Annotated in this window: 12 protein-coding genes; 5 read left to right on the top strand and 7 right to left on the bottom strand. The window is 62.7% G+C overall.

The genetic code is table 11. The features are described 5' to 3' along the window. Both JJ896_09320 and JJ896_09325 read left to right on the top strand, forming a co-directional pair. Positions 1–525, top strand: a complete 525-nt coding sequence (locus JJ896_09320) for a hypothetical protein (protein ID MBO6779837.1) — start codon at positions 1–3, stop codon at positions 523–525. Positions 526–611: 86 nt separating this feature from the next. Further along, the gene (locus JJ896_09325; protein ID MBO6779838.1) at positions 612–884 is read left to right on the top strand and encodes a BON domain-containing protein; all 273 of its coding nucleotides are present in this window, start codon (positions 612–614) and stop codon (positions 882–884) included. A 110-nt stretch (positions 885–994) separates the two neighbouring features. Here JJ896_09325 and JJ896_09330 read toward each other — a convergent pair whose 3' ends face one another. The 3 genes from JJ896_09330 to sucC are packed head-to-tail and all read right to left on the bottom strand — an operon-like array spanning position 995 to position 3582. Next, positions 995–1393 (bottom strand): GNAT family N-acetyltransferase, encoded by a 399-nt coding sequence (locus tag JJ896_09330; GenBank protein ID MBO6779839.1) that lies wholly within the window; start codon positions 1391–1393, stop codon positions 995–997. Positions 1394–1395: 2 nt separating this feature from the next. Then, a complete protein-coding gene (locus tag JJ896_09335) occupies positions 1396–2406 on the bottom strand; it encodes an ABC transporter ATP-binding protein (protein MBO6779840.1) in 1011 nt (336 codons plus the stop codon). Positions 2407–2409: 3 nt separating this feature from the next. Continuing rightward, entirely contained in the window at positions 2410–3582 is a 1173-nt protein-coding gene (gene sucC / locus JJ896_09340) for an ADP-forming succinate--CoA ligase subunit beta (protein ID MBO6779841.1), read from the bottom strand. Positions 3583–3746: 164 nt separating this feature from the next. Here sucC and JJ896_09345 point away from each other — a divergent pair, with 164 nt between their 5' ends. Continuing rightward, complete coding sequence (locus JJ896_09345) at positions 3747–4844, top strand: LptF/LptG family permease (protein ID MBO6779842.1); 1098 nt, start codon at positions 3747–3749, stop codon at positions 4842–4844. A 735-nt stretch (positions 4845–5579) separates the two neighbouring features. Here JJ896_09345 and JJ896_09350 read toward each other — a convergent pair. Together JJ896_09350 and JJ896_09355 are read right to left on the bottom strand one after the other, a co-directional pair. Next, positions 5580–5897 (bottom strand): DUF3467 domain-containing protein, encoded by a 318-nt coding sequence (locus JJ896_09350; protein ID MBO6779843.1) that lies wholly within the window; start codon positions 5895–5897, stop codon positions 5580–5582. An 11-nt stretch (positions 5898–5908) separates the two neighbouring features. Continuing rightward, a complete protein-coding gene (locus JJ896_09355; protein MBO6779844.1) occupies positions 5909–7315 on the bottom strand; it encodes a cystathionine beta-synthase in 1407 nt (468 codons plus the stop codon). 120 nt (positions 7316–7435) lie between these two features. Here JJ896_09355 and JJ896_09360 point away from each other — a divergent pair, with 120 nt between their 5' ends. Together JJ896_09360 and lon are read left to right on the top strand one after the other, a co-directional pair. Further along, complete coding sequence (locus tag JJ896_09360) at positions 7436–8884, top strand: response regulator (GenBank protein MBO6779845.1); 1449 nt, start codon at positions 7436–7438, stop codon at positions 8882–8884. A gap of 113 nt (positions 8885–8997) precedes the next feature. Then, entirely contained in the window at positions 8998–11496 is a 2499-nt protein-coding gene (gene lon, locus JJ896_09365; protein ID MBO6779846.1) for an endopeptidase La, read from the top strand. A 58-nt stretch (positions 11497–11554) separates the two neighbouring features. Here lon and JJ896_09370 read toward each other — a convergent pair whose 3' ends face one another. After that, positions 11555–11794, bottom strand: a complete 240-nt coding sequence (locus JJ896_09370) for a hypothetical protein (protein MBO6779847.1) — start codon at positions 11792–11794, stop codon at positions 11555–11557. Beyond that, on the bottom strand, positions 11795–12154 hold the full coding sequence (locus tag JJ896_09375) for a hypothetical protein (protein MBO6779848.1): 360 nt from the start codon (positions 12152–12154) through the stop codon (positions 11795–11797). Positions 12155–12179 lie beyond the last annotated feature (25 nt).

A 12179-nucleotide genomic window follows, 5' to 3' on the forward strand; every position in this document is an offset into this window, starting at 1 on the left:
TTGGCGCACATCCATCGCCCTTCGCTACGCGGCCTGTTTCTGGTGGCCATTGCGCTCAACGGTTCGGGCTGTAGCCTCGTGGGCGATGAGGTGGGTGCTGTGGAGGGCACGTACCGGTTCAGCAACGCATTCGGCTACGTGGAGCGAATCGTCGTAAGACCCGATTACGTCAAAGACCTGCGCTTTGCCGTTGAGGGAGAGGTCAGCCTGGAGGAGGCCGACGGCCAGGTCGAGGGCACGGGCACCTGCATCCGCTCGCGCGAATCGCTGGAGCAGCCCGGCGACATCGAAGACAATCAGGATCAGACCACGATCCTCAAATTCACGGCCCAGCGAGAGGGTGATCGGCTGGTGCAGGTTCGCATCGATGGGTGTGCCTTCCCGCGACGCATGGAAGGCCGAATCGAGCGCGGCAGAATAGTCCTGAACACGGACCTTGATTTTCCCGTGTCCGGGGGCACGACCGTCTTCTCCGACCGGTTTGGTGACCCCTCCCGGTTGATAATGACGCGTTCGGAAGGGTAGACAGGATTAGTCGTGGTTTGGCCCGCGGCTTGCAGTTGCCCGGTCAATCACGATTACCGACTACCATGTTCGACTTGCCCAAAAGGGTGCTACGCCTTCTCCCGGAACGAATGAAGGAGATGGATCCGGCCTCGGACCGGGATCGCCGGATCGCGCGGCGCCTTCAGGACCTTTTCGAGCGGGATCTGGCGCTATCGGAGATCGGCAGCCTGCAGTTCTTCGTGCACAAGAGTTCCGTGGTTCTGAAAGGCGAAATCACCAGCTCCGAAGACCGCGGCATCGTGATGGAACTGATCCAGTCCGTACCCGAGGTTCGTCGGGTGGTGGACCATCTCAGCGAGGTGCCCCGGGCGGCTTGAGCGATTGTGCCCCCGAGGAGTGAGTCGGTCCCTCAGGCTTGGGCCGCTGTGCGGGCAGCTTGAACGATCGGGCCCCGAGACGTGAGCCAGTCCCTCAGGCTTGGGCCCTTCTAGCAGCGCCGCGACCAGGCGTTGTTCACGCGCGTAAATCCGATGCGCTCGTAGTACTTGGAAGAAATACTGCTGTGGCGCAGCACCAGTTCGGTGCCCTTGCAGGCCTCGAACACCTTGTCGAGTAGCGCCTTGCCCACCCCGACTCCCTGCACATCGGGCTCTACGGCCAGCTCACACAAGTAGCTCGTGGCGATCCCATCGGAAAGTGCGCGCGCAATTCCGGCCAACTGCTCGCCGTGCCATGCGGTGATGACGAGAGATGAGGACTCAAACTTCTGCCACACCCGCTCAGCGGTGTCAACAGCGCGCAGGAGCGGCGCTCGACGATACAGCGTGATGATGCGGCCGGGAGTCAGGCCGTCGAGGCCGTGGCGGATTTCGATCTCCTGGATCATGGTCAGAGGTCGTTGAGGACCCACCGCGCCTTGCGCGCGGACAGTTTGGTGTCGTCCCGCAAAACTACGGCGGAAGGCAACCGGAGACGCAACAGCCCGATGTCGCTTTCGACCTCCCACTCCGAAAAGGCGCCGAGATACTGCCTGGTACGAACCCTGATCGGCAGGCCGGCAGCACCGGTGTCGAAATCCTCCGGACGCACGCTGAGCACATACCCGGTGGAGGGCGGTTCCCCGCCCATCGCCCGAGCCTGTGCGGAGTCAGGAACGATGTTGCTTCCACCAAGGAAGCGCGCCACATACGCTGTCTCCGGCTCTTCGAACAACACCTCGGGACTGCCTGTCTGCACAAACCGACCCTCGCGCATGACGGCCATCAGGTCAGCGACGGCCATCGCCTCTTGCTGATCATGCGTGACGTACAGGCTCGTGGTGCCGAGCTGCTGCTGCAGGGCCCTTAGTTCTCCCCGGGTCCGCTCTCTCAACGCGACGTCGAGGTTGGACAGAGGCTCATCGAACAGCATGACCTGCGGTTCAACCACCAGGGCGCGCGCGAGCGCTACCCGCTGTTGCTGCCCCCCTGACAACGCGGTGACGTTGCGGTCTCCAAAATCCGACATTCCCACCCGTTCGAGGGCAGCGCCGGCCCGTTTGCGGCGCTCGGAGGCTGGTAACCTGCGGACACGCAGTCCATACTCGACGTTTTCCTGCACGCTCATGGTGGGAAAGAGCGCATAGCTCTGGAATACCATCGCCGTGGGGCGCTGCCTCGCAGACAGCTCGGTCACATCGACGCCGTCGATGTGGATGCGGCCTTCGGTGGGGTCTTCCAGACCCGCTACCATGCGAAGGAGTGTGGACTTGCCGCACCCCGATGGTCCGAGTAGCGCGAAAAAGGTGCCCGGCGGGATGTCCGCGCTTACGCCGTCTACCGCAGTCGTCTGTGCAAACCGCTTGACGACACCGTCAAGTACGACACGCCCGGTGCCCCGGTCTGACCCAGCCGGTTCCATCGGTCAGGCCAGTGCGGCCTGAACCTTGTCCGCGGCTTCCTGGAAGATGATCGCAGTCTGGACCTCCAGGCCCGACTCGTCCAGAATGGTCTTGCCCTCCTCGGCGTTCGTGCCCTGAAGACGCACGATGAGCGGCATGTTGATATCCACCTTGCCCGCGGCCTCTACGACGCCCTTGGCCACGCGATCGCACCGAACGATGCCGCCGAAGATGTTGACCAGAATCGCCCTGACTTCGGGGTCCTTGAGAATGATGCGGAATCCCGCCTCCACCGTAGTCGGATTGGCTCCGCCGCCGACGTCCAGGAAGTTCGCCGGTTCGCCGCCTGCCAGCTTGATAATGTCCATGGTGGCCATCGCCAGACCAGCGCCATTCACCATGCACCCGACGTTGCCGTCCAGTTTGACATAGTTGAGGTCGTGCTCGCCGGCCTCGACCTCCAGCGGATCCTCCTCGTGGATGTCGCGCAGCTCGGCGATGTCCTTGTGCCGGTAAAGCGCGTTGTCATCGATGTTGATCTTGGCATCGATGGCAAGGACCTCCCCCTGCTCGGTAAGCACGAGCGGATTGATCTCTGCAAGGGACGAATCCGTCTGGTCGTACGCCTTGTAGAGCGCAGCGATGAACTTGGAAGCCTGCTTGAACGCAGCACCTTCAAAACCCAAGCCGAATGCCAGTGCGCGCACCTGGCTGGGCTGCAGGCCGAGCATGGGATCTACCCAGGCCTTCAGAATCTTCTCGGGGGTCTCTTCGGCGACTTTTTCGATCTCCACGCCGCCCTCGGTGGAAACCATGATCACCGGCATGGACTTGTTGCGATCCAGCGTCACGCCGACGTAGAACTCCTTGGCGATATCGATGGCTTCGGCAATCAGCACCGTGCGCACCTTCTGGCCTTCGGGCCCTGTCTGGTGCGTTTTCAGCATCATGCCGAGCATGGCATCGGCCCGTTCGCGGACTTCCTCCACACTCTTGGCCAGCTTGACACCGCCCCCCTTTCCACGCCCGCCGGCGTGAATCTGGGCCTTCACCACCCACAGCTTCGCACCGGACTCGTCCTGCATCTTCTGCGCTGCAGCTTCCGCCTCCTCGGCCGTGCGGGCGATTTCACCCGGCTGAACGGCGACACCGAAGCGCGCAAGAAGCTCTTTGGCCTGATACTCGTGGATTTTCATGGGCGGACGTCAAGGATTTGCGTGACTCCGGAAAACTACGCGGCACCCTGCCGAATGTCCGCTGCCGTCGGGTATTTCGCCGTTTCTTACGGAGTCTCATGGCCGCCGGGATCGGGACCCCGCTGCCTCACGCCACGTAGCACCGGCCGCCTGAGCTTCGCGCCATGTCCAAACCGATCAAGACGTTCGACCTGCTGATCTTTCGCAGGCTCAGCATCACCTACGTGGTGCTGATGGTCGCGCTGATCATCTTCTTCATCGTGCTGCACTATGTGGAGTACGTGGATGACTTCATCGACCGCGGTGCGACGATGTCGGAGGTCTTTTCGATCTACTATCCGAACTACGTGCCGGAGATCGTGCGCCTGATGTCTCCGCTGGCGCTGTTCCTCTCGACCCTGTTTCTGACTGGTCGCATGGCCCAGAAGCTGGAACTGGCGGCACTACAGACCTCGGGTGTGTCGCTTTATCGAATACTGGTGCCCTTCGCGGTGGTCGGCGTGCTTGTGACCGGTACGATGTTCTGGTTCAACGGCTGGGTGGTGCCCGAGTCCAATCGGGTGCGTATCCGCTTTGAGAAGCAGTACACCAAGGCGCAGTCGAGCGTTGACGAGTACAACAATATTCATCGACAGAACAGTCCCGGAAGCGTCATCACCGTCAACTTTTACGATCGGGCGACGCAGACGGCGCACACCGTAACCATGCAGCGTTTCGGCGAGGGGCGCAGGCTTGAAGAGCGCGTGGACGCCCGCAGCATGCAGTGGATCGAGGAGCGCCAGACGTGGCTAATGCGATCCCCCATCGTGCGCACATTTCATCCGGACGGCTCAGAGTCCCTTCAATCGCTCGCCGAAATGGATACCACGTTGGCTCTGCTGCCGCGGGACATGGCCCGCACGGACGGCGACGTGGAATCCATGACCATCACCGAGGCGCGCGACTACATCTCCGTTCTCGAGCGCTCTGGCGCGGGAAACCTGGGGCTTCCTCGGGTCACGTACTACGTGAAGTATGCCTACCCCTTTGCGAACCTGATTCTTGTCTTGCTCGCAGTACCCCTGGCGGCGCCACGACGTCGCAAGGGGCAGGCGCTGGTAATGGGCGGCGGCCTCTTTGTCGCGTTCGTCTACCTGGCGCTTATGAAGTTTCTCGAGCCCTTTGGCTACGAAGGCACCCTGTCGCCCCAGGCTGCGGCGTGGATTCCGCATGCGGCATTCTTCGTAGCGGGAATCCTCGTGATCTGGCGGGCTCGGAAGTAGCGGGGTGCGTTGTGCTCGGCGTCCGCTGGGGGCGGGGGCGCCGGGGCGAGTCCAGGGCGCGGCCGCGGGGCGCGGGGCCGCCAGAGCTGTCCGGGGCGAGTCCGCGGGGCCCAGGGGCCGGGGCCGTCCGGCGCGAGGCCGCCGGGGCCGTCCGGAGCCAGCCCGCGGGGCCGCCGGGACCGGGGGGCGTCTGGCGCCGGCCACCCTGCCGGGGCCGGGTGTCGCGGTCAGCCACGGCGAGGCCGCCGGGGCCGTCCAGAGCCAGTCCGCCACGGCGGAGCTTCCGCGCGCGACATGGAATAGGGTGCCACGATTACACCTGCGAAACGGCCCAGCCCACGCCAACGTCGAAAACGGGGCGCGATTACACTTGTGCGGACCCTCAGCCCCTCCAAAGGTCGAAAACGGGGCCACGATTCCACGTTCGCGGCAGCCCGTGGACGCGAGCCGAACGTCCAGCCGCCCGCAACGCCCATGCAAGCGCCAAAACGGGGCCGCGGTGACGGCAAACCGGCGGACGCGAGCCGAACGTCCAGCCGCCCGCAACGCCCATGCAAGCGCCAAAACGGGGCCGCGGTGACGGCAAACCGGCGGACGCGAGACGAACGCCCAGCCGAACGCCACGCGCCCAGCCGCAAGCCACGCGCCCAGCCAAACGCCGAGCCGCCCGCAACGCGCCCAGCCACGCGCCGAGCCGCAAGCAACGCGCCCAGCCGAACCCCGAAACCCCAGACCCTACGCCTCGCCCGAAGGCCCGGCAAACTGCACCGCCGGCCCGGGAAAACCGGCCTCCGCTATGTCGCCGTGGGCGCGTTCATAGCGCTCGATGTTCTCCGCCAGAGCCCGGAGCAGCCGCTTGGCGTGGGCGGGGGTCACAATGATGCGGCTTTTGACCCGCGCCTTGGGCACGCCCGGCATCACGCGGATGAAGTCCATGACGAACTCCTCCGACGAGTGCGCAATCATCACCAGGTTGGAGTAGACGCCTTCGGCCGTCTCCTCATTGAGTTCGATGTTGATCTGCTGCTGATTCTGAGCCTGATCGTTTTCCATTGGATGTATGCTTAGGCCTCTACGGCAGCGTTCTTTTTCCCCTGTGACAGGGCGCGAATGAGATCACTCTTGGTAATGATTCGGAAGCCTCCATCTTCGGCCTGGACCAGCACTGCCCCTGGCTCCTGCTCCAGATAGGCCGAGAGGTGCTCGAGGTGAAGCGAGGGAGGCACAACCGGAATCGCGGCTGCCATCACATCGCCCACCGGTTTGTCACGGGACGCCGGATCCTCGATGAGCGTATTCAGGATAACCGACTCCGACAGACTGCCGACGACCTCATCGTCATCAATAACCGGCATCTGGGAAATACCCTTCGAGGCCATCAGTTCGATGGCCCGGCCGATCGAATCCTCAGACGCTACGGAGACCACGGAAGGCTGCCCCCGACGGGTCGCTTCAATCTCTGCGACGGTCCACTCGGGCCGATCGGAGAGGAAGCCGTGGTTGCGCATCCACTGGTCGTTGTAGGTCTTCGACAGGTACCGGAAACCCGAATCCGGGAGCACGACCACGACGACATCGTCCGCTGTGAGCTCGTTCCGATGGCTCTCCAGCCACTGCAGGGCACCCGCCATGGCCATGCCGCAGGACTGCCCGACAAACAGGCCTTCCTCCCGCGCCAGGCGGCGGGTGAAGATCATCGAATCCCGGTCCGTCACACGCACATAGTCGTCGACCAGATCGAAATCCATGTTCTCGGCCAGGATATCCTCACCCACGCCCTCGGTGATGTACGGATAGATCTCTTTCTCGTCGAACTCCCGCGTATTGAAGTACTTGTAGTAGACCGAGCCATAGGGATCGACGCCGATCACCTTGACCTCCGGATTCTGCTCCTTCAGGAAGCGTCCTGTCCCCGAGATGGTGCCTCCGGTCCCTGCACCCGCGACGTAGTGGGTGATGCGCCCTTCCGTCTGCTGCCAAAGCTCAGGGCCCGTCGTGCGGTAGTGTGCCTCGGCGTTGGCCGGGTTGTCGTACTGATTCAGGTAGACCGAGTTGGGGGTCTCCTTCTCCAGCCTGCGGGCCACCTGGTAATAGGAGCGCGGATCTTCGGGAGCCACGGCCGTCGGACAGACGATGACCTCTGCGCCCAGGGCACGCAGCACATCGATCTTCTCCTGACTCTGCTTGTCGGTGGTGGTGAAAATGCAGTGGTACCCCTTGGCGATGGCGGCCAGCGCCAGCCCGGCACCCGTGTTTCCGGAGGTGCCTTCGATGATGGTGCCGCCAGGCTTGAGACGCCCGTCCCGCTCAGCCGCTTCCACCATGGCAATGCCGATGCGGTCTTTCACAGACGCACCCGGATTGAAGAACTCCACCTTGGCCAGCACCGTGCACGGGAATTGGCGCACGAGGCTGTTCAGTTTCACCAGCGGCGTATTGCCGATCGTGCCAAGGATATTCTCACTCCACATGGACCAGGGGGCAGGTTCGTATATTCAGCCGGCGGCCCGCACTACCCGGAGGGCCGTCAAATCGCCCTGCAATGTAACGAAGGGCAAAAGGTTTTCGGTCTCCGGGCGTATTAGGTATTGATGCAGTCCGCCCCCTCGATCTCGCAGGCACCCTCCGAGCTTCTGGTCGTCTCCTTCGATCCGGATACGGGCGATGCGGCCCCGAACGATGAGTGGATAGAGCTCGTCGGACCCGCAGACGACCCCTTCCGGCACCTCAGTGCCGAGGACGAGAATCTGGCTCGGGAGCTGGTGCAAAAAGCACGATCGGGCCGGATGACGACCGGTCAGGTCCTTTTCGTCGCCGATGGTCCCAGACAACGCACGGTGCTCCTCCACTTCATGCCGGTGCACCTGAGTGATCGGGAGGAAGGACTGCCGGTCCTGATCACGGGCGAACTGCTCGAACTGTCAGAATCCGTCAATCCGGCGCAGACCGAGCAGGCCCGCATGGCCAATCTTGGCCAGATGACGATGGGCGTCGCCCACAATTTCAACAACCTGCTCAGCGGCATCATGGGGCACACGGAGCTCATGCGCGCCGCCCTGAGCCGAGACCTTGACCGCGAGCTCCTGTCGGAGCACGTCGCCTCCATCGAGCAGGCTGCCTCCGACGGCAACCACATGATCAAGAAGCTGCAGAGACATCTGCGGCAGGAGGAGAAGACGGCCCACGTGCCCCTTGATCTGTCGGGGCTCATCCAGGACTGTGTGGTGTTTACCAGACCGTACTGGTACAACGAGCCGCGTATCCAGGGTCGCGCCATCATGGTGGAGCAGGATCTCGACAGTGTTCCAGCAATCCTGGGATCAGCTTCGGACATCCGGGATGTCCTTGTGAACCTGATTCTGAACGCGGTTCAGGCGATGCCGCAGGGTGGCATCATCACCGTGCGCACCCGTCTTGTGCAGGGCCGCGTGCGCCTGTCGGTCGCCGACACCGGAACCGGAATGAGCGCTGACGTGCTGGCGCAGGTGTTCGACCTCGGATACACCACCAAACAGGAGGGCAACGGCGTCGGGCTCGCGGTGGCTCGCGAGAAGATCCGCGGCCACAAGGGCGATATTCTGGTCGAAAGCGCTCTCGGCGAAGGCACCACGTTTACGCTGGATCTGCCAGCTGATACGGACGATGAGGTCGCGCCGGTCAGGACCACTAAGCAGGAGCACCAGTCCGGGCTGCGCGTCTTGGTCGTGGATGACGAGGATCGTGTACGCACCGTGCTGGGCAAGCTGCTCACATTGAAAGGTCACGAGGTGGTGGACGCTCCGTCAGGCCCCGCAGGCCTCGAGATCCTGCAGAATGGCAGGTTTGATGTCATTATTACAGATCGGGCGATGCCGGAGATGGATGGCCGTGAATTCGCCCGGCGGGCGCACGAAATGACGCCGCATACCCCGATCATTCTCCTCACAGGGGACACGTTCGCCGGTGGTACGGACGAGACCATCTCGACGGTGCTGGCCAAGCCTTGCAAGATCGATACCCTGACCGCGGCAATCCGCGAACTGGTCCCCGCCACAGTCTGACACACTGGCAGGCCGGACCTCTTGGCCTGGTTTTTGAGCAAGGGTTCAGCGACTATTACTCACGACCCTGACGGCTCCGATGGCACGGACCCGTTTCCATAGACAACTACCACATGATTCCGGACTTCCTTCGCCTGATCGACGAGGATCCCGAACAGAGTATTCCACTTCCTACTCCGGATGAGGAGAAGGAGATGAGCATGTCGGACGTACCCGACGTGCTCCCCATTCTTGCACTCAGAAATACAGTTCTCTTTCCCGGCGTCGTTCTGCCCATTACGGTGGGCCGCGACACCTCGCTGAAACTCGTCAAGGACGCGTTCTCGGGAAACCGCCTGATCGGCGTCGTAGCCCAGCGGGCTGCCGAAACCGAAAACCCGGCCACGGGAGACCTGTACGATTACGGCACGGTCGCAAGCATCCTGAAGCTGATCAAGATGCCGGACGGCTCCAAATCGATCGTCATCCAGGGCAAACGCCGGTTCGCGATCACCGAGTACGTTTCGACCGATCCGTACTTCAAGGCTCGTGTGCAACCGGTCAATGAGTCTGCCGAAGCAGATCAGGTAGAGATCCAGGCGCGCATCCGCTCCATCAAGGAACTGGCCATTCAGATAGTCAATCTGTCGCCGAATCTGCCCAGCGAGGCGGCCTACGCGATTCAGAACATCGAGTCGCCGACCTTCCTCATTCATTTCATCGCGTCCAACCTTCAGATCGAGGTTTCTGAAAAGCAGGACCTCCTGGAGACTCTGCCGCTCATCGAGCGCGCGGACCTCGTGATGAAATACCTCGAGAAGGAGCTCCAGGTGCTGGAGCTCTCCGAGGAGATCCGCTCCCGGGTCAAGAGCGACGTTGATCAGCAGCAGCGCGAGTATCTCCTGCGGCAACAACTCAAGGCCATCCAGGAGGAGTTGGGAGAGGCCGAAGGCATGGGGGCCGAGATTGGTGAGCTTCGCGAGCGCGCGGAGAAGAAGGCCCTGCCGGAAACCGTGCGCAAGCAGCTGAATCGCGAGCTGGACAAGCTCGCCCGCTCCAATCCGGCCTCGCCGGATTATGCGGTTACCCGCAACTACGTGGACTGGATTCTCGACATTCCCTGGGAGGAATACTCCGAGGATCAGCTGGACATCAAGCGCGCCGGCGTGGTGCTGGATGAGGACCACTACGGTCTCCAGCAGGTCAAGCAGCGCATTCTCGAGTACCTCGCCGTACTGAAGCTGAAGGGCGACATGAAGGCGCCCATCCTCTGCTTCTACGGTCCTCCCGGCGTTGGCAAGACGTCACTCGGCAAGAGCATTGCCCGCGCGCTTGGGCGTGAATTCGTGCGCATGAGCCTCGGCGGGGTGCGCGATGAGGCCGAGATCCGGGGGCATCGCCGCACCTATGTGGGCGCGCTTCCGGGACGCATCATTCAGGGCCTGAAAAAGGCCGGCACCGCGAATCCGGTGTTCATGCTGGACGAGGTAGACAAACTCGGCTCCGATTTCCGCGGAGACCCGTCGAGTGCGTTGCTCGAGGTCCTGGATCCCGAGCAGAACAATGCATTCAACGATCACTATCTGGAGGTCGACTACGACCTGTCGAAGGTGTTGTTTATCGCCACGGCCAACTACCTGGAGATGATTCCGCCGCCGCTGCGGGACCGCATGGAGCTGATCCAGATCACCGGCTACACCCAGGAGGAGAAGCTGGCGATTGCCAAACAATACCTGGTGCCTAGGCAGCGGGAGCGCAACGGCCTGGAGGACGAGCAGTTCGAACTCACGGACGATGCGGTCCGTCTCATCATCGACGGTTATACCCGAGAGTCCGGCGTGCGAAGCCTGGAGCGCACCATCGGCTCGGTGGCGCGTGGCGTGGCCAAGAAGGTCGCCATGGACGATTCCAGTGGCGAGACCGTGGATGCTCCGGACATCGAATCCTATCTCAAGGCCCGCCGCTATGAGTCCGAGGTCGCCGAGCGCGTCGTCGTGCCCGGAGTGGCCACCGGCCTGGCCTGGACGCCGGTTGGTGGGGACATCCTGTTTATCGAAGCGTCGGTTTCACGCGGCTCCGGCCGGATGATTCTGACCGGCCAGTTGGGTGACGTCATGAAGGAGTCCGCCCAAGCGGCTCTCTCCTACGTCAAGGCCAACGCTGACGAACTCGGCATTCCGGCAGACGCCTTCCGCCACTGGGACCTCCATGTGCACGTGCCGGCTGGTGCCGTGCCCAAGGACGGGCCGTCGGCCGGCGTGGCGATGCTGTCGGCATTGGTATCCATCTACACGCAGCGCCGGGTGCGACACACGGTCGCGATGACCGGGGAGATCACCCTTCGTGGCCTCGTGCTTCCGGTGGGCGGCATCAAGGAGAAGGTTCTGGCCGCCAAGCGCGCAGGAATCAAAAAGGTGTACCTGCCGGAGAAAAACCGAAAGGACGTGGCCGAGATCGAGAAGGACGCCCTCAAGGGGATCTCCATCGAGTATCTCACCCGGATGGAGGAAATCCTGGAGCATGTGCTGGTCAAGCGCCCGCTCAAGTCTCCCCGGGAGTTCTTCAAGGTGCCCGACAGCGAGAAGCGCAAGGTCATGGGCGGCACGCCGGAGATGGTGGTGAGCGCCAACTAGCACTCACCCGCCGCAGGCAACAAGAAATGAAAGGCCCGGGCCGCAACGCGGCTCGGGCCTATTTCTTTTTGCGCCGCGGCTCCTCGTATTCCTCGAGGATCTTGGCGTCTTCGACGCCAGGATCCAGCCCCTCCTTAAACGCCTTTTCCGCGTCTGCGAAGAGCTCGGCGGCCTGATCTACCGCCATCTCAAGAACGCTGCCCGCTGCACGGGCCACATGGCCGGTCAGGTACACCGCCCTGCCCAGCCAGTTCAGCTCGCTGAACCGGATCTCCCGGCCGGTGCGCTCATCCGACACCTAGGCGTCGGGCTTCTTGCGAGGCGTACGGGGCTTGGTGGTGCGCTTGGCGCGCGGCTTCTTCGCCGCCGGCTTGGGCTCTGCAGCCTCCTTGGCAGTCTCGGCCGCTTTCTCGGCGGCTTCTGCAGCTTCTTCGGCGGCATCGGCAGCCTTCTCGCGGGCCGCTGCGGCTTCCTTTCGAATGCTGTCGGCGATGTCGTCAACCACAGTTTGCACCACTTTGCCGGCCTCTTTGGCGCCGTTCGTGACAAGCGAAAGTGCTGCCTCTACCAGAAAGCGGGCCTGCTCATCCACTTCCAAGTGGTCGAAACCGCTACGAAGATCGTGGAAGGCGTCTGAGGTCGTTTTATCTGCGCTCATAATGTTCGGTTGATGGCCTGAAGGC

The organism is Rhodothermales bacterium (assembly GCA_017643395.1).
Classification (GTDB): Bacteria; Bacteroidota; Rhodothermia; order Rhodothermales; family UBA10348; genus JABDJZ01.

What these genes read in the sequence shown, in the direction of transcription:
- JJ896_09330 (MBO6779839.1), bottom strand. Translation starts at nt 1,393, where the DNA reads ATGATCCAGGAGATCGAAATCCGCCACGGCCTCGACGGCCTGACTCCC.
- JJ896_09335 (MBO6779840.1), bottom strand. Translation starts at nt 2,406, where the DNA reads ATGGAACCGGCTGGGTCAGACCGGGGCACCGGGCGTGTCGTACTTGAC.
- sucC (MBO6779841.1), bottom strand. Translation starts at nt 3,582, where the DNA reads ATGAAAATCCACGAGTATCAGGCCAAAGAGCTTCTTGCGCGCTTCGGT.
- JJ896_09345 (MBO6779842.1), top strand. Translation starts at nt 3,747, where the DNA reads ATGTCCAAACCGATCAAGACGTTCGACCTGCTGATCTTTCGCAGGCTC.
- JJ896_09350 (MBO6779843.1), bottom strand. Translation starts at nt 5,897, where the DNA reads ATGGAAAACGATCAGGCTCAGAATCAGCAGCAGATCAACATCGAACTC.
- JJ896_09355 (MBO6779844.1), bottom strand. Translation starts at nt 7,315, where the DNA reads ATGTGGAGTGAGAATATCCTTGGCACGATCGGCAATACGCCGCTGGTG.
- JJ896_09360 (MBO6779845.1), top strand. Translation starts at nt 7,436, where the DNA reads ATGCAGTCCGCCCCCTCGATCTCGCAGGCACCCTCCGAGCTTCTGGTC.
- lon (MBO6779846.1), top strand. Translation starts at nt 8,998, where the DNA reads ATGATTCCGGACTTCCTTCGCCTGATCGACGAGGATCCCGAACAGAGT.
- JJ896_09375 (MBO6779848.1), bottom strand. Translation starts at nt 12,154, where the DNA reads ATGAGCGCAGATAAAACGACCTCAGACGCCTTCCACGATCTTCGTAGC.